Annotated in this window: 13 protein-coding genes; all 13 read right to left on the bottom strand. The window is 49.4% G+C overall.

Annotated features, from left to right (window positions below; genetic code table 11):
- Window position 1 precedes the first annotated feature (1 nt).
- Entirely contained in the window at window positions 2–1003 is a 1002-nt protein-coding gene (gene floA, locus NOM90_RS04680; protein WP_255940320.1) for a flotillin-like protein FloA, read from the bottom strand.
- Window positions 1004–1108: 105 nt separating this feature from the next.
- Window positions 1109–1942: an NfeD family protein gene (locus NOM90_RS04685; protein WP_255940321.1), complete on the bottom strand. Its 834-nt coding sequence runs from the start codon at window positions 1940–1942 to the stop codon at window positions 1109–1111.
- A 210-nt stretch (window positions 1943–2152) separates the two neighbouring features.
- Entirely contained in the window at window positions 2153–2596 is a 444-nt protein-coding gene (locus tag NOM90_RS04690; RefSeq protein WP_255940322.1) for a GatB/YqeY domain-containing protein, read from the bottom strand.
- Window positions 2597–2689: 93 nt separating this feature from the next.
- The gene (rpsU, locus tag NOM90_RS04695; protein WP_005547957.1) at window positions 2690–2863 is read right to left on the bottom strand and encodes a 30S ribosomal protein S21; all 174 of its coding nucleotides are present in this window, start codon (window positions 2861–2863) and stop codon (window positions 2690–2692) included.
- A gap of 123 nt (window positions 2864–2986) precedes the next feature.
- Window positions 2987–3349, bottom strand: a complete 363-nt coding sequence (locus NOM90_RS04700) for a histidine triad nucleotide-binding protein (RefSeq protein ID WP_255940323.1) — start codon at window positions 3347–3349, stop codon at window positions 2987–2989.
- Between the two features lie 148 nt (window positions 3350–3497).
- Window positions 3498–6938 (bottom strand): AAA family ATPase, encoded by a 3441-nt coding sequence (locus NOM90_RS04705; RefSeq protein ID WP_255940324.1) that lies wholly within the window; start codon window positions 6936–6938, stop codon window positions 3498–3500.
- Window positions 6935–8122 carry a metallophosphoesterase family protein gene (locus NOM90_RS04710; RefSeq protein WP_255940325.1) on the bottom strand — a complete coding sequence of 396 codons (1188 nt, stop codon included), beginning with the start codon at window positions 8120–8122 and terminating at the stop codon, window positions 6935–6937. The genes NOM90_RS04705 and NOM90_RS04710 overlap by 4 nt, the downstream gene beginning before the upstream one ends.
- A gap of 43 nt (window positions 8123–8165) precedes the next feature.
- Complete coding sequence (gene addA, locus NOM90_RS04715) at window positions 8166–12059, bottom strand: helicase-exonuclease AddAB subunit AddA (protein WP_255940326.1); 3894 nt, start codon at window positions 12057–12059, stop codon at window positions 8166–8168.
- Entirely contained in the window at window positions 12060–15617 is a 3558-nt protein-coding gene (gene addB, locus NOM90_RS04720; protein WP_255940327.1) for a helicase-exonuclease AddAB subunit AddB, read from the bottom strand. It abuts the gene before it with no gap.
- A gap of 196 nt (window positions 15618–15813) precedes the next feature.
- A complete protein-coding gene (locus tag NOM90_RS04725; RefSeq protein ID WP_255940329.1) occupies window positions 15814–17163 on the bottom strand; it encodes a class I SAM-dependent rRNA methyltransferase in 1350 nt (449 codons plus the stop codon).
- Window positions 17164–17176: 13 nt separating this feature from the next.
- Window positions 17177–17608 carry an NUDIX hydrolase gene (locus NOM90_RS04730; protein WP_255940331.1) on the bottom strand — a complete coding sequence of 144 codons (432 nt, stop codon included), beginning with the start codon at window positions 17606–17608 and terminating at the stop codon, window positions 17177–17179.
- 108 nt (window positions 17609–17716) lie between these two features.
- Complete coding sequence (mtaB, locus tag NOM90_RS04735; protein ID WP_255940333.1) at window positions 17717–19060, bottom strand: tRNA (N(6)-L-threonylcarbamoyladenosine(37)-C(2))-methylthiotransferase MtaB; 1344 nt, start codon at window positions 19058–19060, stop codon at window positions 17717–17719.
- Window positions 19060–19824, bottom strand: a complete 765-nt coding sequence (locus NOM90_RS04740) for a 16S rRNA (uracil(1498)-N(3))-methyltransferase (protein WP_255940335.1) — start codon at window positions 19822–19824, stop codon at window positions 19060–19062. Before NOM90_RS04740 ends, mtaB begins: the two co-directional genes overlap by 1 nt.
- Window positions 19825–19870: the final 46 nt, after the last annotated feature.

A 19870-nucleotide genomic window follows, 5' to 3' on the forward strand; every position in this document is an offset into this window, starting at 1 on the left:
TTTACTTGTTTGGATCTTGCTTGTCTACATGTGTTACATTCATCCCGCCAAGCGATCCACGCATTTCGGTGTCGGCTTCGATGTTTTTCATGTTCATGTAATCCATGACGCCGAGTTTACCGTTACGCAATGCTTCTGCCATTGCAATCGGAACTTCGGATTCGGCTTGTACCACGCGCGCTTTCATCTCGATTACGCGTGCGTTCATCTCTTGTTCTTCCGCTACCGCCATTGCGCGACGTTCTTCCGCTTTCGCTTGCGCGATCCGCTTGTCGGCTTCGGCTTGCTCGGTTTGCAAGAAGGCACCGATGTTTTTGCCTACATCGACATCCGCAATATCGATCGAAAGGATTTCGAACGCTGTACCTGCATCCAAACCTTTTTCCAATACCGTACGCGAAATTTTATCTGGATTTTCCAAGACTTCTTTGTGCGTGTCACTTGAACCTACAGTCGTAACGATACCTTCACCTACACGGGCGATAATCGTTTCTTCACCCGCACCACCGACAAGTCGATCGATATTGGCACGTACCGTTACCCGTGCAATAACGACAACTTCGATACCGTTACGTGCAACTGCCGATACACTAGGCGTCTCGATCACACGTGGGTTAACGCTCATCTGTACGGCTTGCAACACGTCACGACCTGCAAGGTCGATCGCCGCTGCGCGCTCGAATTCCAATGGAATATTGGCACGGTGAGCAGCAATCAATGCGTTTACTACCCGGTCAACGTTACCGCCTGCCAAATAGTGACTTTCAAGCTGGTTCAGCGTTAGTTTCAATCCTGCTTTATGCGCTTTGATCATTGGGTTAACGATTCGAGCCGGCGTAACGCGGCGCAGTCTCATTGCCACGAGCGTAATAATTCCGATTCTCAGACCGGAAGCGAGAGCGGAAATCCACAATGCCACCGGGAAAAAGCTAAAGAATACACTCAATACGATAATACCAACAACGATAATCAGCAGCGGTCCAATCCAAGCTGCATCTGCCATAAATACCCCTCCAAATGTACGGTTCAGGACGCGGTTAAGATATGCTCAACGTTCTGAACGCCTTAATAGTTTTCATCCTCACAATTCTGGCGGATCTGATCTTTTTTAGATTGGTTCGATAGGTCCCAGCCCACTGTGCCACTTTTCTTGTACCACAACGCGGCTTCCTTCGGTTTTGACAATGACAACCGCTTTGTCCCGTTCGATAAAAGATCCTTCGCTTACGACGTCGATTCGTTCGCCATCGATCAAGACTGTACCCGATGGGCGCAGTGGCGTTAACGTTACGGCGTCACGTCCAACCAGTTCATGCCGCGTTACCGCAGAATTATATCCGGCTTCCGACGTCAAACTGTCGCTAAGAATAAAGCGATTCCATATTCCGCGTTCTTTGAATACAAAGACGACGATACCTACCGCTGCCGCAGCCAGCACGAAAGCGATCCCGAGCGTTTGCATAGCATGTCCCGTTGCCCATGCTGCCATAACCACTCCCCCTATCAGCGAGCCGGCTCCAAGCAGGCCCAGTATGCCGAAACTTGGTACGAACACTTCGATTGCCATCAAAATAATCCCTGCCGCGAACAATAACCAAACGTAAGGCCCGGCAAGCTGTTGGAACGTGCTTGCGAAAAAGTACAGTACGAATGCACTTACGCCAAGCACCCCCGGGAAAATAAGCCCCGGAACGAGCAATTCGATCACAACACCCGCCAGTCCAATAAAGAGCAGCAAGGTCAGCATCACCGGTGTCGTTAGAAAATTAGAAACGTTGTCTAAAAATCCGGATTGCTTCGCAGCCACTTCCGTCGCTGCGGAAGCAAAAGCTGACGATGCAAACGACGTGAACATAACCATTGGAATGCCAACGAACCAAACGGCGCTCCACAGCGCTGCTGCCAGACCTACCCACCATTTGGAACGCGCTTGTGTATTCATCAGATCTCCCTCCTTCTTCTGAATGTTCTCACATGCACCCAAATCCTTTTGTCTAACTCCCTCTGTTTGTACACATGCGAAAGTGTCTCACTACTTATATACGCACAAACAAGCATCACGTTTCAAAAAAGTCAGGGTTTTTTAAAAAGAATTTCAAAAAGATAACAAAAACACCTTTTCGAAAGTTCGAAAAGGTGTTTGTTTATTTCTTTATTGCAGGTACTGCTGAACCACTTGGTTAACCAATTTCCCGTCGGCGCGTCCTTTGACTTTCGGCATCAGAGCTGCCATGACTTTGCCCATATCGGCTTTGGAAGAAGCACCGGTTTCCTGGATGGTCTGCTGTACAATGGCTTTAACTTCTTCCTCAGTGAGCTGAGCGGGAAGGTATTCAGCAACAATAACGATCTCGGCTTCGACAGTCTCAGCCAAATCGTCACGACCTGCTTTTTTAAAGTCTTGGAGGGAATCTTTGCGCTGCTTGATTTCACGACTCAGAATATCAAGCACTTCTGCATCATCCAAAGTCCGCTTCAAGTCGATCTCTTGATTCATGATCGTTGCGCGAATCATTCGTATGGTCGAGAGTTTGAATTTATCTTTACTCCGCATGGCTTGTTTCATATCTTCGTTCAATCGTTCGCTAAGATTCATTTAAAATAAAGCCTCCTACTCGTGATGTGTTTACTGCCGAATACTCGGCAGAAATGTTCCAAACACATCGCAATGATGCAATCGAATACATCTTTAGAACTTTCTTTTGCGAGCCGCCTCAGACTTTTTCTTACGTTTTACGCTAGGCTTCTCATAATGCTTGCGCTTTTTGACTTCCGCCAACACGCCGTCTTTTGCAATAGAGCGTTTGAAGCGGCGAAGAGCAGCATCAATAGTCTCATTTTTGCGAACTTTAGTTTCAGACACCAGTTTCCCCTCCCTCCGACCAGACCGTCCAAGAGCATAACACGGTTAATCAACTTTCATTATAGGCGAAAATTCAAGCCCGTGTCAATGCTTATAAAAAAGGTTATAAGGATATCTTTAAACTTATCGATGCGATTCGGAAATTCCGGTGAGCGCGCCTAGCTTCGCGCCGCCGAGCAAATGAAAATGGAGATGATGCACCGTCTGTCCGCCATCCGAACCGCAGTTGTTAATGACGCGATACCCGCTATCCGCAATTCCGAGTTCTTGAGCCAATTGCACCGCAACTTGGTGGATTTCTCCGATCACTGCCAAATCTTCTGCCTGAATGTCATTCAAAGACGGAATTGGCTTTTTCGGTACGATCAACACATGGACGGGAGCCGCTGGCTGGATATCGTGAAAAGCGTAAATCCGTTCGTTTTCAAAAACTTTATTGCTCGGAATACTGCCTTCGATAATTTTGGTAAAAATCGTCTCGCTCATGAGTATGCCTCCTCGATTATGTACACGTAACAAGTGCTGGAATAAAGCCATTGTACAAATAAATACGAAAAAAAACAAAAGTAGCCTCTTCGCATGCAAAGAGACTACTTAAGCTATATAATTTCGGAACCGTGATTATACATTCCGTTTACATTTTCTCTAAAACAACCGTGGAACCTGCGCCTGTCGCTTCCGCAGGTTGAATCAGAAGTCTTCGCGGCAATCGAGCACGCAACTCTTGCACGTGGCTAATAACGCCTACCGACAATTTATCGTTATGCAGGTGTTCGAGCGACGTAATAACGGTATCGAGAAGCTCTGGGTCAAGCGTTCCGAACCCTTCGTCGAGGAAGAAAAATTGCAGCGGATATTCGCCTCGCAGTTGAATTTGCGCAGATAATGCCAGAGCCAGCGACAAAGAAGTCAAAAACGTCTCGCCACCTGACAACGTCGATACAGGTCTGCGCACCCCGCCGTTCGCATCATCGCAAATCACAAATCCACCGCCGGAATCTACTTCAAGCGAATAACGCTGCTTGGTCAAAAAGCGTAATCGGTTCGATGCAGCCCGGCTGATTTGAATGAGTTGTTCTTCCGCTACATACTCGACAAACGCGTTGCCTCGGAAACAGCTTTGTAATTTGGATAATCGGTCTAGCTCCGTAGCCGTAATGATTCGCGATTGTTCCAATTGCGACCAACGACCATGTCTCGTCGATACGTCTTCCAAATCCCGCTCGGCTCTGGCTTTGCCCGCAAGTGCTTCTTCATCCAACACTTTCGCTTCTTGCAGCTTGGTGACGCAGTCTTCCCATTGTCGCTCCGAAATCTGCACGCCTTCAAGCAAGTTGTCCAGTTCGCGTAGACGAGCTGACCATTCATTTTCGCGTTCCCGATGAAGCCGGACTTGATTTTCGGCTTCGACCATCCGGTCTTCGTTCATATGAGCGGATTCGGCTTCTTCTGCATTTTGGAACACCGATACGGCAAGCGCAGTCTGCCAAGCCGATTCCGCTGAAGTCGCATATTCGGCTCCCGACAAAGCCGCCTGATCGGCAGTGGCGGACTGATTCCCTGCCGTCTGCCAAGCTTCTCGCGCCGATTCTTGCTTGCGGCGCGTTTCTTGCACGGCTGCACGTAAGTTAGCCAATTGCTGTTCAGCGCTTTTTAAAAGTTCGGCAACCGAAGATTGACCTGCGATTTCGCGTACACGGCGTTCTTTTTCTTGCAGCATCTCGGTTCGCCCTTCGGCTTGCGCCGTCCATTGAACAAGATTTCGCTCTGCTTCCGCAGCGGCTTCTTCATGAGATTTAAGCGTATTTTCCATACCTTGAATAACAGGTACGCTTTTATCTAAGCGAAGCTTTAATTCTTCGGCTTGCGCATCTCGTTTGCGGATCTCTTCGCGCTGATGTTCCAATTCGTTTTTTTGCAGCTGAGCAAACGATTGGTTCCACCGTTCTTCCGCTTCGCGAATCCGCTCTTCCAGCTCAGTGAGCCGCTCGGCGGCGCGCTGACGCTGCTGCATGGCGCCGTCCAGGCGAATGCGAGGCGCAGCTGCCTCTCTTGCAGCTGCGCTATAAGCGCGCTCCGCGCTTCTTGCCTGCGCTTCGAGCCGGCTTCCGGCTTGCTCGAAGCTCTCCGCCGCGGCTTGCAGGCGCGCCCATCGGTCGGCGCGAGCCTGCGGCGCAAGCCCTGCGAAGTCGCCGTCTATAATCGGCGACTTTGTAGCAGGCGCCGAAGAAGGCGCCTGCTCCGCGGCTTCGCCCGCGGGAGCGCTATTCGCTTGCGCCAGTTCTTCGCGCAAGCGAATAGCCAGAGCTTCGCTGCTTTGCCGCAAGCGAACAGCGGCAAGGCGCAGCTCGCGCGCCCCGACCTGCTGGGCGCGCAGCGGTTCAAGCTCCGCCGCAGCTTCGGCGGCGGAAGACTCATCATCCGCGAGCTGTGGATGATGAGTCGCGCCGCAGACAGGGCAAGGCTCGCCTTCACTCAAGCTATGCGCGAGTTCCGATGCCATACGGCGCTTCGCCGAATCTAGCTGGCTTTGCTGCAAGCGAGCTTCTTCTTCTGCAAGAACTTCGATCCATTGACTAAGTTCACTTTCGAAGGAAATCAGATCTTGAACCTGCTTTTCCGCTTCGGCAATACGTTGCTGCGTTTCTTTTTCGGTTTGCTGCTGATGCTCTAGTGCAGCACCAAGTTCCCGCTGCGATTCTTGCTCTTGCCGCTCTGCTTGCTCCAGATCTCGGCGAATGACGATGCGTTGTTCATCCAATCCGTTGATCGTATCGGCAAGTCGCCCAGCGGCGTCGAGCCGTAAACGATCCGCGCTTCGTACTTCGCAAGCATTCAACTGCTGTTGCAGATCATGACGCAGAGTATTAGCTTGTTCTAATTTTCGCCGAAGGTCACTAGCCTCTTGCCGTGCTTTTTCAAGCCTTGAAGAAGCTTCATTTCGACTATGTTCCAATCGCTGACTTTCTTCGCGTAGCGTATGTAGCTCGCTTTCCAGTTGCAACGCTTGTTCAAGCTCCGTCGTTCGGCGAAGCCATTTTGGTTCTTCATCGGACAAAGCTTGATAGGCAATCTGCTCGGCAGCCGCCGCTTGCTCGTGAACCGTTTTGGCTTGAGCCAGTGAAGCGCGTAAAGTCTCCGCTTGAGCATTCAGTTGCTCAGAGCGAGCAATCGCTTCGCGGAAACGTTGAAGCGACGGCAACAATGTCGCGGAAACCCGAGCGCGCTCAGCGCGGTTTTTCAAAGCCAGCATATCTTCATTCTGGGCTTGCAGTTGTTCCAATGTCGCTTTTACCGTATTGCGTTCTTGACTACGCTCGCGAATACGAGACAACTTTCCGTGTTCGTCGACTGCAAGTTCCAATGTTTTTCGCCGCTGATCGGCAAGTTTAACTTCTTCGCTTAATCGCTGCCTGGCTTGTTCGACCGCTTCGGCAGAAGCCATACCCAGCCCTTGCTGCTCCGCTTCCACTTCACGCAATCTATTTTCTGTATCGCGTGCGCGTTTATTTAGCTTTTGGATCAACCGATCTCCATACTGCTCTAAATGAAAAAGACGTTGCAGCATTTGTCTGCGGTCGCTACCTTTTAACGATAAGAATTCTGCAAATTTCCCTTGAGGCAATACGACTGCACGCGTGAAATCGTCCATTTTAAGCCCGATCCGTTCTTCGACTGCTCGCGTTACATCCGCAAGTTTGTCGGCAACGACATCGTCGCCTTCCGGCTTCACTTCGATAAATCGGCTTAACGTATTGCTAACCGAGACTTCTCCGGTACGTTTGAAGCGTCGCTCCACACGAAAACGCCGCGTCCCGGAAGACGACTCCAATTCGAACGTGAACGAGACGAACAACGTATCTTCCGAATGGTTCATAATACCTTGCGTTCCGCCGTAAGCACGTTCGACTTTGCCGTACATTGCAAGCGTGATCGCATCAAGCACTGTCGATTTTCCGCTTCCGGTCGGACCGAAAATACCGAACAGCCCGGTTTCGCACAACTCCGTAAAATCGACTTCTTGCATGTCCCGATAACTTTGCAGCCCCGATAATTTGAGCGTGATCGGCTTCATTCAGCTTCGCCTCCTTCCGCTGACAAATCAGCATCTTCAGAAGCGAGTTCCATAAATAGATTTACCAGTTCGTCTTCCGGGTCTGCACCGCCGGTTTGCTTGCGATAAAAAGTCTTGAACAACTCGTGCATCGGCAATCGTACTCGCTCTTCAGGAGTATCGGCTTGTTCCAGTTGCGGATACACCGGACGAATATGCACAAGCCCTTCGCAAGATTTTCTTAACGATTGAATATCGCCAAGCGACATCGCTTCGGTCAACGTGATTTTCAGATCGATAAAAGCTCCGGCATCCCGACCTTCTTCCAACCATCGATACACTTGCTGCACGCCTTCTTTGGCATGCCATTCCACTAATGATCGACCGCAAGACAAAAAGATTTCTTGTATTTCGGGTGGTTTACCCGGCTCAATATCCATCAACATGACCGATTTAGCTTGCCCGGCTTCAGAAAAACTGTAAGCGATCGGCGAACCGCTATAACGAATAATGCCTTCGCCTTTGACCGATTGCGGACGATGGAGATGCCCAAGCGCTGTATATTGAGCACCGCAAGACAATGCGGACGGATCGACCGTATACGCCCCGCCGACTTGGATCGGACGTTCGGAATCGGATTCCAATCCGCCCAATACATAAATATGGCTCATCGCCAAATTGACGGTTTTCGGTGAAAATTCGGCTGCGAGTTTGCGCATCAGCAATCCGACGCGCTCACTGTACGCACGGCGCAGCAAATTCTCATCGGTTCCGTCAAGCGTTAACAACTCATTTAGCCGGGCTTCGGATGGATAAGGAAGCGCTGCAATCACCGCTTGTTCTCCGGTACGAGCAATATCCATTTTCAACGCTTGTTCCATCGGTAAGCCAACTAATGAAATACCGCTACTTTGTACCAAAGGTCGTACAGAAGCGACCCGTTCTGGATGATCGTGATTCCCAGCGATTGCAGCAAGCTGACAACCTTCAGCGCGAATACGAGCGACACTTTCATAAAAAAGTTGTTCGGCCGCCGCTGGAGGATTGACGGTATCGTATACGTCCCCTGCCATCAAAATCAAATCCACTTTTTCGCGCCGCACGATATCGACCAGTTCTTCCATAAATTTTTGCTGTTCTTCGAATCGACTTCGACCTTCCAGCGTTTTGCCTAAATGCCAGTCCGCCGTATGCAGCACACGCATGGTTCGCGCTCCTTTCTGATCTTTATTTCTGTCTATCTACGGCTTACAATCGAACGCCTTGTTTGGCATCAAAGAAGTATAACCATTTTTCCGCAATCGGTTCGCCGATCATCTCTTCGACCGCTTGCGCATAAAAATCAAGTTGGAATCGGTAATGTGCCGATAATTCCTCAATTCCTTTTTGCGGAGAAAGACGGTCTGTTTTGTAATCGAGCAAAATTAATTTTCCGTTCTCGCGGAACAGACAATCGACCACGCCTTGAACGAGCACACGCTCATCTGACAATTGCTCGACTCGAAGTTCTTCACCTTTTGAAGAAGAATGCCCGATCGCGGTTTCCCAAGCTCCAGCAGCTTCCCGCCGAACAGGCAATACTAGCGAACCTAATGCTTCTTGCGTACCGATTCCGGTACTGAAAGGCAATTCACGGCGTAGCCACTTTGCAGCAATCATCCGCTGCCCAATTTCGCTTCGAATAAACTCTGCAATATCGGCAGGATTCACCGTATCGGCTTCGACTTGAAGTAAACTATTTTTTTCGACCAGCACAGCCAACGTCTCTGAAGCTTCTCGTTCTCCGGTCTGCGAATCCAACGGAATATGCTGCATCAGCGTATGATAAGCGGTTCCGCGTTCGGCTCCTGTCAATCGACTACGCTCCATAAAGCGTGGACGACGAAGTTGCAAGGTCGGAGAAGCCGCTGGTTCCGATTTTTCGGAATCTACAGGTCGCGTCGATTGTTCGGAAGAACGCAATGCGGCTTCTAACGCATCAGCAGCCGGATAATCGCCTCCGGTAAAACGAGATTTGATCTCGGTTACCGATGTTTTGGCTGCGGCTTTTCCTGCTTCTGCATAAGGGTATTTCCAATTAAAACGCTCTGTGTATGCTTTGCGAGTTCCTTCGACTTGCTCGCCGCTCAAGATCGCTTTGAGTTGCTGAATACGCTCTGCGTACAATTCTTCTTCGGCGATTCGTTCCGAAGGGGTCGTATGATCGCTGCTGCGGATCGCAAAGCTCCAACCCATATCGGAAATCGGCGTGCTGGCGTCTACGACCCCATCGACCGTTTCTCGAAGTTCTTGCGCCCCAGCTTCAAAAATCAGTGCAGGGCCAACCCAATCCAGATAAGAGCGCGCTTTTGCCAATGTATAGTCGGCTATACCTTCTGTCCCGCTTGCAGATTGCATCCAAGAAGCGATCCGCTTAGGAATATCTTTGACTGCTGCGGTCAAAATCATTTTATCGCGTGGGCGAGTTAACGCTACGTACAGCACTCGCATTTCTTCCGCCAACAATTCCATATGCGCACGTCTACGAATCGCAAGCGCAGGCAACGTCGGATAACTCACACGAACTTTTTCGTCGACAAAACGGGGTCCGAAACCTAATTCTTTGTGCATCATAAAAGGCGCGTTCAAATCTTGCATATTAAAGTTTTTGGAAAGCCCTGCGACGAATACGACCGGGAACTCCAACCCTTTGCTTTTGTGAATCGTCATGATCCTGACCGAATCTTGCCCGACTTCGGACGGAGCTTCTGCAAGATCGCCTCCGTTTTCTTTTAAGCGCTCCACAAATCGCAAAAAGCGGAACAACCCTTGCGCCGAAGTCGATTTTTCAAATTGTGTCGCGCGGTGATATAACGCGAGGAGATTCGAGCGACGTTGCACACCTCCCGGAAGACCCGCTACCCAGTCCGCATACCCCGTTTCTCGGTATAACGTCCAGATCAGTTCGCTTAGTTCACCGCTTCGAGCTTGATCTCGCCAACGTTCTAAATTTTGCCAAAAGACTTGTAATTGCTGAGTTAACGGCGAACCTTCGGATTGCGCCGCTGCATAGACGGCTTCGTAAAATGACGATTTCGGTTTCACTAATCGAATTTGAGCGAGCTGGTCTTCGTTCAAGCCTACAATCGGAGAACGAAGTACAGAAGCCAGCGGAATATCTTGCTGCGGATTATCGATGATTCGCAGCAGCGACATCATAATCTCAACTTCGGTCGCATCGAAATAACCGCGCGCCGCATCGCCGACAGCTGGGATTCCGGCAAGTTTTAATTCTTCGATCATCATGGGCGCCCATGAACTTGCTGAACGAAGCAGAATCACGATATCTCCGTAATGGACCGGGCGTAATCCTCCGGCGGCTTTATCATAGATCGACAAAGCTTCACTACCCGCCGCGGCACCTACCAATTCGTGAATCCGATTGGCGATAGCTCTCGCTTCGATCCTCGCTGTTTCTAGTTCTGCAACTTCTGCGGCAAGCGGGCTTTCTTCTGATTCTTCCGCATCTGCCGGGTCTTCGCGCTCAATCAATAATAGCTCCGGTGCGTATTCATTATGTGTTGCATCCGTATAAGATTGTGCGCCGTAGGTTAGCTCTGCACGGCTATCGTAAGCAATCTCCGCGACGCGTTCGTTCATAATCCGGCGAAAAATTCCGTTGACCGCATCGACTACTTCTTGGCGGCTTCGAAAATTTCGTGCCAAATCTATACGCAGACCATTCTCCGCAAAATCTTCTCCATACACTCGATATTTTTGCAAAAACAATCCCGGTTCAGCCAAACGGAAACGATAAATACTTTGCTTGACATCGCCGACCATAAAACGATTGCCTGCCCCTTCACGAGCAATCAGCGAAACAATCTCTTCTTGTACCGAGTTCGTATCTTGATATTCATCGAGTAACACTTCATCGAAACGTTCGCGATATTCCAAAGCAACGATCGAAGGAACCGAGTTTCCTGGTTCCGACGAAGGATCACGCAAAATCCGCAAACAATAATGTTCAAGGTCTGAAAAGTCGACCATCCCCCGTGCTTTTTTCGCTGCGGTATAACGCTCTCCGAATTCGATCGTTAATGTCGACAGTTCTTCCATTAGCGGCGCGGCTTCATTCAACTCTGCCAAAAAAGCTTCGGGCGAACGTCCGAAATAAAATTCGCGGATTGCGGTTAATTCTTCTTTGGCTGCGTCACGCAAAGCTTTGGTCTGATCTTTGATCTGCGGATCGCATTGATCTTTCCGCACGGCATTAAGTTTGCCAAAAGTAATATGTTCAAAATGGGTATATAGCTGTTCCCAAGATTCATGTTGCGCTGCTGCCTGTAATCGTCGTACTTGTTCCAGATCATTTTGCACCGTATCCAAATAAGGCGCTGGTCCCTCTGGCGATGCTGCCAAATCGTAAGCCCGCAGCAGCAGATTTTCCGTACCCGCCAAAGCCAGACGCGCATCGTAAATGAGGCTACGCGTCCACTCGGTATTTCCAAGCGACTGAATATCCGGCACCCGAAAATCATTAGCGGACGTCTTCAGCCAATGTTCCGGCCACGGATGACTACGAGCAAAATCGTATAGCCGCTGCACGAGTGCAAAAGCTGGATCGTCCGAACGTTCGCCGCCAAACCAATCAATAAACTGTCGGAATGTTTGTCCGTCTTCTTCGCGTGCATAATATTCTTCGAACAACTCTTCCAAAATTTCTTGACGCATGATCTCGCTCTCATGCTCATTCGCGATCCGAAAAGCCGGATCGAGTGGAATCAACGTATAATGCCGACGGATTACTTCAAGACAAAAAGAATGGAGCGTCGTAATCGAAGCTTGCCCAAGCAGCGATAACTGACGCCGAATAGATTCATTTTGCGGATCGGCGCTCAGTTGTTTATTCAAAGCATCCCGAATCCGTTGACGCATTTCGGATGCAGCCGCTTTGGTAAAAGTCGCAATCAACATTCGATCAATACTGGTGCCTTGATCGGAATCGGTGATTTTACGGATGATTCGCTCGACGAGTACAGCCGTTTTGCCTGAACCTGCGGCTGCCGCAACCAACATATCGCCGCCGGAAACAGCAATCGCTTTCCATTGGTCGTCACTCCATTGGCTGCCTTCAGGCTTCTGTGCGTAAGTCATGCCCATTTATGAATTCTCCTCCTTTTGCTCTTGTGGATCTTGCTCGTCGAACATCTGCCAAATTTTATCTTTGCCTGGTTTACCCAGATGATTGTATCCGGCATGGTCCAGACTTTCATCGAACTGACAAACAGAATGATAAGGACAAAAATCGCAAGCGGTCTCTTGTTGAATCCGGTACGGACGTGCTTCCGATTCACCTTCTGTAATCCGTTTGCCGATACCGACGATGTTTCTACGCACGCCTTTGAGCAAAGAATCCCATTGATTCGGATCGGCAACAGCGGAACTTGCGTAAAAACTTCCGTCTTTTTTGATTGCTACAGGAACGACTGGCGATTGACCGCTAGCCAGCGTCCGATCCATTTTGGCAACCACATCGGAATCGGCAAGCACCAACCCTTTCATTTTGAATCGTTTGAGCATTTCTTGGACTGCCGCATCTTGCGCCAACCCGTTCGAAGAATTTAGCAATGGATTTTGCACATGGAAATACAACGTTCCCGCTGGCAACGCAGGAGCTCCGATCCATGCTTCCGCATGCGTTAAAATCACATCCAGATACGTCAGCATTTGCAGCGATAGCCCATAATAGACTTCATGTAACTTCAAATCTTTGGAACTTGATTTGTAGTCGATGACTCGAAGCAACAATCCTTCTTCGCCTTCTGCGACGTCTACCCGGTCGATGCGACCGACGATTTCCATCGTACAGCCGTTATCCAATTGAAAGGACAATGCCGGAATATCTTTGCCGGGACCAAAATCGACTTCGATTCCGATCGGTTCAAAATCGCCTCGCCGCGCATGTTCGCCCAAAATAACCGAAGCACGTCCGACGATATCCATCAGCTTACGCGAAATATATCCGTATCTTTTGGTACTGAACAAAATCTCGCCTTGAAGACTTGGCGCAATCTTATCGACAGATTCCCGCGCTTCCGCCAGACATTCTTCAACGGAAAGCGACCCCCAGCTTCGATTTTCAAGACGCAACCGCGTCGCAATATCGCTCAGTGCCGCATGGAACAATTGACCGATATCCGGCGCGTTTAATTTGTACACTTGACGTTCTTTAAGCTTAAGTCCATGCGACGCAAAATGAGAAAACGCGCAAGCCGTAAATTTCTCCATGCGCGAGACGCTAGAGCGCACATGCGTACCGTACAATTGCACACTGGTACTTTGCGTCAAACGATCCGACTCATTCGTATATACAAGAGAAGCCAACCGGCTTTGCAGCAGCTTTTCCAATTCTCCGCGATCTTGATAAGCGCCAAGTACATCCCACCATAACGAATCGATCGAAGCACCCGTTTTCCATAGTCGAAGTTGCGAGAGCAAATGCGGCAAGGTCGATTCCGGCAACGTAATAAAACGCTCGTAATCGTCGCGATCCATACCCGCTACGGGCAAGCTATGTTCTCGGCACTCGCGAATAAAAGGGAACGCCGCTCGAATATTCAGCACGATTTCCGAAGGAAGTAACGGCTTATCTTCATCGTCATTAAGCGCGTAGCTCAACCATAACTTATCTTGCGCGCTGGTCAGCGTATGGTAAATCAACAACTGTTCATCGAGTAATCGACGCTCTGCTCCCGGAGACAACTCCAAGCCGCTCTCGGCAAGTCGCACACGCTCCGGCTCGCTCAGTAATCCACTTTGCACAGGAGGAAGCGGAACGATCCCTTCGTTAAGTCCCAATACAAAAGCATATCGAATATCAAGCGGACGTGTCCGTTCGAAATCACCGACCAGTACTTGATCCAGCGCAGGAGGAACAAGCCCAAGTGTCAATCCGGCAATCCCGGTTTCCAACATGCCTGCAAATTCTTCGATCGTCACTTCTTCGTCGTCAATCAGTTCCGCAATCTGATCCAGCAGATCCAACAAAGCTCCCCAGATTTGCCGATCAATATCACCGGCTTGCGGATCTCCGGCGGCTACCGCTACATTCGCCAAACGATCTAATCGCTGTGGCACTTCCGCTTGCTCCAACATCCGGTATACCGCTTCGCACATTTCGCGGGCTGTTTTGGATTGCTTCAGCTGTGATTCGAAAGAAGATAACGGCAACACGACTCGGTTGCGGCATGCTTCCAACCGATCCATACGCGCTTTTGATTCATCGGCGGCTTCTTGCGGAACCGGGCGACCTTCGTCATCGAGCGACAACTTCGGCGCTTCACGCCACGGATTTCCGTCTGTCCATCGACTTCCTCGAATCCCAGAAGCGAGCACAAAGTTTTCTAACGTATCCAGATCAGCGCGTGTGATACGATCGTCTTCCGGTAATAGCAGATCGGTTTTGATACAACGAAAAACATCTTCGTATTGCCAGCGACGTAGCACGACATCCAGCGCGGCACGTACAAATTCAGCGAGCGGATGATGCAAAACGCCTTTACGTCGGTCAGCAAAAACCGGAATGCCATAGTCCTCAAATACCGGAGCTACAATCGATTCGTAATCGTCTAGATTACGCACAAATACCGCCATATCCCCGTAACGGGCGCCTTTTTCTCTAGCGAGCCTTAACATCTCGCGCGCCGCCGCATCGACTTCCGCTCGTCGGTTGTCTGCCATATGGAGCGAGATTGCTTGTTCGCCTTCTGCATTTAGTTTTTCTTGCTCGTTAAGAACACGGCGAGCCAAACGAGGTTCTCCGCGCAGCTCATTTTCAAGTCTGCCGAGCAAAGGGCTGGTTGCAAATCTAGGCAGTTCTGATTGTTCGGGTACGATTACTTCGCATTCCTGCTCCAAAGCTTCAGCTAGCTGGCGTAATTTTCGGTACGTACTTGCTGTCTGATAAAACAAATTGAGATCGCTGAGCGTTTCGCCTTCGTCATAAGGACGATCCAAGGTCAACGAACAAACGATCGACTTCGCCGCTTCGAGCAAAGCTCCGATGACTTCATATTCACGGGGCGTAAAATAATCGAACCCATCGATCCAAATCTGTGCGCCTTGAACAAGCGAAGATTGACCGGCTTGCTGGGCCAAAGAGATCAGGGTATCTTCGGAATCGACATAAAGCTGCGATAATTTCTGTTCGAAATCTTGATAGATCGGCAGCGCGTCTTCCAATTTTTCGCGAAGCAGCGGCGAATGTCCGACCGAAATCAAATCTTGCATATGTTCTTGCAACGTTATCGAATCAATCTTATATCGTTTAAGTTCCGTATATAAATCGTTTAGTTTAGCGATAAATCCGGGTTGTTCGCTCGAAGCACCGAACAAGCGAAGATCGCTGCGGCGCTCACGAAGCAGACGGTACAACAACATCCGCTTTCCTTCGTCTCCGATCGCCGTAAGTGCCGAACCGCCTGTTTCTTGCATGACGCGGTAAGCGAGTCGATGAAAACTAGCGACTTGCGCACGTAAACTCCCGCTGCCTTGTTGCTTGGCAAACAGCGCATATTCACTTTGAAAAGTCGCTTGTTCAGGCACGATTAACAAGATCGGTGGTCCTAACGGGTCGGCTTTCATTTGGGTACGAATTTCTTCCATCATTGAAGTCGTTTTGCCGCTGCCCGAACATCCGAGTCTGATTTGTAGCGTCATCCGCCGATGACCTCCTTATTTTGCAAACTTTAGCAGTCGCTTTATATGGTTTATTATACCTGATTTGCACAAACAAAAAAAGAACATGCGTTCTTATCTTTCTTTTTACAGATTCTTTTTAGAAAAAAGAGCTTGCTCCCGCTTAAAAGCGAAAAGCAAGCTCTATCTTTTTCTTACCCATCAATGTCTACGGTAATTAGCGACTGCGAACTTCAAAAATCGCAAATTTCAAATAATGGCTTTCTTCGACGCCAAGAATTTGGGGATGGTCTTTACCCGCAGCGCGCCATTCGATCAGACGTAACGTTTTGCCTGCATCGCGGGCGGCTTCTTGAATCGTCTCCAAAAAGAGTTCAGGGCGCATATGGTACGAGCAGCTTGCTGTAACCAGATAACCGCCTTCGCTCACCAGTTTCATCCCGTGCAAGTTGATGTCTTTGTATCCACGAACCGCACCTTTGACCGCAGAACGGCTTTTGGCAAAAGCAGGCGGATCGAGAATCACAACGTCCCAACTACGACCGCCTCCTGCCGGAATCGGTACAGACGTATCGACTTTGGATAAACCTTCTGCGCGGCGTTTGCGTTCTTCAAGACCTTTGACATTTTCACGCAAATAATCAAAAGCATCGGCAACGACAAATTCAACGCGTTCATCAAAACCGTTCAAGCTGACATTTTCGCGTGCGCTTTCGATCGCATGTGCCGAAATATCCAGACACGTTACTTTTTTGGCGCCATATTCACAAGCATGAAGCGTAAAGCTTCCGGTATGCGAGAAACATTCCAGAACGGTTGCGCCGTCCCAATATGGGAACTCAACGACTTTGCCTTTTTTATTCACCGGGCGGCTTTCGCCTTCGATTTCTTGCAGTTCGATCCCGCTACGTTCGCCCCATCCTGTCATCAATGGAGCTATCGAAGCGCGGTTTTCGCGTTGGTCGAAAAAGTATCCGGTTTTCTGACCTTGCTCGATATCGACTTTGATCAGCAGACCGTTTTCTTTGACCGTTACATGACGCGGACATTCGCCGTATAGAACCCCTGTCGTTTCTTCCAATCCTTCGAGCTTACGTACCGATACGTCGCTACGCTCGTAAATGCCAACCGGACGCATCACTTCAACCAACGCATTCACGATTTCGGAGCGACGACGATCCATGCCGAGCGTCAAAATTTGAACCACAAGAATATCGTCGAAACGATCTACAATGAGTCCCGGCAAAAAGTCGGCTTCTCCGTATACCAAGCGATAAGCTGTTCCATTTACAAAACGATTGCGATGGCTGAGGCAAGCCCGGAAACGCGATACGAAAAATTTCTCATCCATTTGCTCGATCTGACCATGCGACAGTAAGCGAACCGTAATTTGCGATTGTTCGTTATAATATCCGTTTGCGAGATATTTGCCTCGATGATCGGTCACTTCGACCACATCACCGGGTGTGATTTCTCCTTCTGTACTTGCGATCTCGCTTTTATAAATCCACGGATGACCTTCTTCAAGGCGCTTTTTCCGATTTTTATCTAAAATAACTTTTGCCAACTTGCTTCCTCCTCTATATCTTCAACCCTAGCATCTCCATTGCCGATTTCAAAATCGGATGGTTATTTTCGTACCCTGACTTTTTATGCAAAACGAGCGCTTCTTCTGGCGAAAACCATTCGACGCCCCGAATTTCTTCTTGCTGAGCGCGAAGTTCGCCGCCTAATGCTTCAACTAAATAATAACGGACTTCTTTGTCGACCAGCCCGTACTTTTCGTTCTGGTATTGATAGCGGATGATGTCTACAAGCTGAACGATCCGCCCTTCGATCCCTGTTTCTTCACGGATTTCGCGCAATGCTGCTTCGCGAGGAGTCTCGCCCGGCTCCCGTTTTCCTTTTGCCAGCGAGACTTTGCCGTACCGATCTTGGATTAGTTGGATTTGCAGTTTGTCGCCTTCTGCGCGATAGACGACACCGCCTGCCGATATTTCCGTTCTGCTCACCGTCTTCTCTCCTTATCCTACAGTAACCTTGCCGCAAGCAAAAAGACTTCGCAGTGTTCGGCGAAGTCTACTTTGCCCACGCGCTGCACACGGTTTATCGAATTAAACTTAAGATACCGATGTCGCAGATACTCCGTCCAGAACGCGCAGTAATTGGCCGCGACATTCATTGGCGTTCGCTTCTGTAATTTTAACACGGCACAACTGACCTTGAAGTTCTTGCGAACCTTCGAAAACAATCGTCAGATAGTTATCGCTATGCCCACCGACAAAACCTTGCGGATACGTGCCTTTTTCATTTTTCTCAGGAATCACATCAACGACTTCGCCGACAAATTTTTGAGCATAAGTCAGCTGCATCTGTTCAGACAATTCGATCAATTCGTGTACGCGTTGGTTTTTGATTTCGTCATCCACTTGATCGTCCATCCGCGCAGCCGGCGTACCGGTACGTTGCGAATATGGGAAGACGTGCATTTCGGAAAAGCCGATCTGCTGCATAAAAGCAAACCCGTTGCGATACATTTCGTCCGTTTCTCCCGGGAAACCTACGATCACGTCGGTTGTAATCGCCACATCGGGCATCGCTTGGCGAATACGGGCAATCTTCTCCGCAAATTCAGCAGTCGTATATTTACGGCGCATTCTTTTGAGTACCGAATCATCGCCGGCTTGCAGCGGAATATGAAAATGACGGCACATTTTAGTCGAACGATTCAACACGTCCAGCATTTTGTCATCGATTTGGCTCGCTTCGATCGAACTGATTCGAATCCGCTCCAAGCCTTCGACTTTATCCAGTTCTTCCATCAGATCGGACAATCGATAATTTTCCATATCGTCGCCGTATCCGCCGGTATGAATACCAGTCAGCACGATCTCTTTGTAGCCCGCAGCAACCAACTGACGCGCTTGCGAAAGGACGCTTTGCGGCTCACGGCTGCGAGACAATCCGCGTGACCACGGAATGATGCAGAATGTACAGAAGTTGTTGCAGCCTTCTTGAATTTTCAAAAAAGCACGGGTATGCCCGTTAAAGCTAGGCACGTCGAGTTCTTCGAACGTACGGGTTTTCATAATATTGCGTACGGCATTAATCGGCTCGCGCTTCGCGTGAATCTCGTCGACAAGCGGCAAAATCTTCTCGCGGTCCTGCGTACCGATTACCAGATCAACGCCCGGAATTTCCATAATCTCTGCCGCAGACGTCTGTGCGTAACATCCGGTTACCGCAACAATTGCGTTCGGATTCCGGCGTACGGCGCGGCGAATAATTTGACGGCTTTTTTTATCGCCCGTATTCGTTACGGTACATGTATTAATCAGGTAGACATCGGCAGTCTGGTCGAACTCGACTTGCTCGTATCCTTCGTTTTTGAACAATTGCCAGATAGCTTCCGTATCATAAAAGTTGACTTTGCAGCCCAGCGTATAAAAAGCAACAGATGGCATTATTGATTTCCTCCCATTTCTCCAGACTCGTATAAGATACAAGACAATGCGGTCATGCCCGCTGTCTCTGCTCGTAAAATACGTTTGCCTAGACCTGTAATTGCTGCGCCCGCAGCTTCCGCTTCAAGTGCTTCTCGTTCCGAAAATCCGCCTTCCGGCCCTATAATCAGCAAAATATTCGCTCCAGCCTCCGTATGGCTTTGCGCAAAAGGACGCACCGCATCTCGCAGTTGTAATCCGTTTTCTTTTTCGTAGCAGAACAAGATCAGATCATAATCGCCGAACCTCTTAAGCAATTGCTTGTACGTAAGCGGCTGAGATACATTCGGAATCCGGCTCCGGTGACTTTGCTCTGCGGCTTCTTTGGCGATCTTGCTCCACCGCTGAAGACGCTTTTCTTCTTTTTTCGCATCGTATTGAACGACGGTACGCTCCGATAAAAACGGTATAAATTCATGGGCACCGATTTCGGTACACTTTTGAATAACCGTCTCTAGCTTGTCGCCTTTCGGCAAACTTTGAGCAATACTTACTCGAAAACGCGCTTCGCTTTTTTCTGCGATTTCTTCGATAATATCCGCGATGACTTCGCTTTGTTCGACGGTCTCAAGCTCGGCAAGCACGACGAGATCCGCTCCATCGCATACGATAATCTTGTCGCCTGGACGACCTCGCATCACGCGGCTGATATGACGTGCATCTTCACCGAGGATACGCACTTTGTTGGCTTCGACTTGCTCTTTTTCCACAAAATATCTTTGCATCGCTCATCACTTCTCTTCCGTTTTTGACCAGATTCCATCATACACA

The sequence above is a fragment of the Saccharibacillus sp. JS10 genome, assembly GCF_024436065.1.
GTDB lineage: Bacteria > Bacillota > Bacilli > Paenibacillales > Paenibacillaceae > Saccharibacillus.

Bases quoted from the DNA above. Each gene is read 5' to 3' on its own strand.
- NOM90_RS04740 (WP_255940335.1), bottom strand. From the start codon at position 19,824: ATGCAAAGATATTTTGTGGAAAAAGAGCAAGTCGAAGCCAACAAAGTG.
- addB (WP_255940327.1), bottom strand. From the start codon at position 15,617: ATGACGCTACAAATCAGACTCGGATGTTCGGGCAGCGGCAAAACGACT.
- NOM90_RS04710 (WP_255940325.1), bottom strand. From the start codon at position 8,122: ATGCGTGTGCTGCATACGGCGGACTGGCATTTAGGCAAAACGCTGGAA.
- NOM90_RS04705 (WP_255940324.1), bottom strand. From the start codon at position 6,938: ATGAAGCCGATCACGCTCAAATTATCGGGGCTGCAAAGTTATCGGGAC.
- floA (WP_255940320.1), bottom strand. From the start codon at position 1,003: ATGGCAGATGCAGCTTGGATTGGACCGCTGCTGATTATCGTTGTTGGT.
- NOM90_RS04700 (WP_255940323.1), bottom strand. From the start codon at position 3,349: ATGAGCGAGACGATTTTTACCAAAATTATCGAAGGCAGTATTCCGAGC.
- NOM90_RS04685 (WP_255940321.1), bottom strand. From the start codon at position 1,942: ATGAATACACAAGCGCGTTCCAAATGGTGGGTAGGTCTGGCAGCAGCG.
- NOM90_RS04690 (WP_255940322.1), bottom strand. From the start codon at position 2,596: ATGAATCTTAGCGAACGATTGAACGAAGATATGAAACAAGCCATGCGG.
- addA (WP_255940326.1), bottom strand. From the start codon at position 12,059: ATGGGCATGACTTACGCACAGAAGCCTGAAGGCAGCCAATGGAGTGAC.
- mtaB (WP_255940333.1), bottom strand. From the start codon at position 19,060: ATGCCATCTGTTGCTTTTTATACGCTGGGCTGCAAAGTCAACTTTTAT.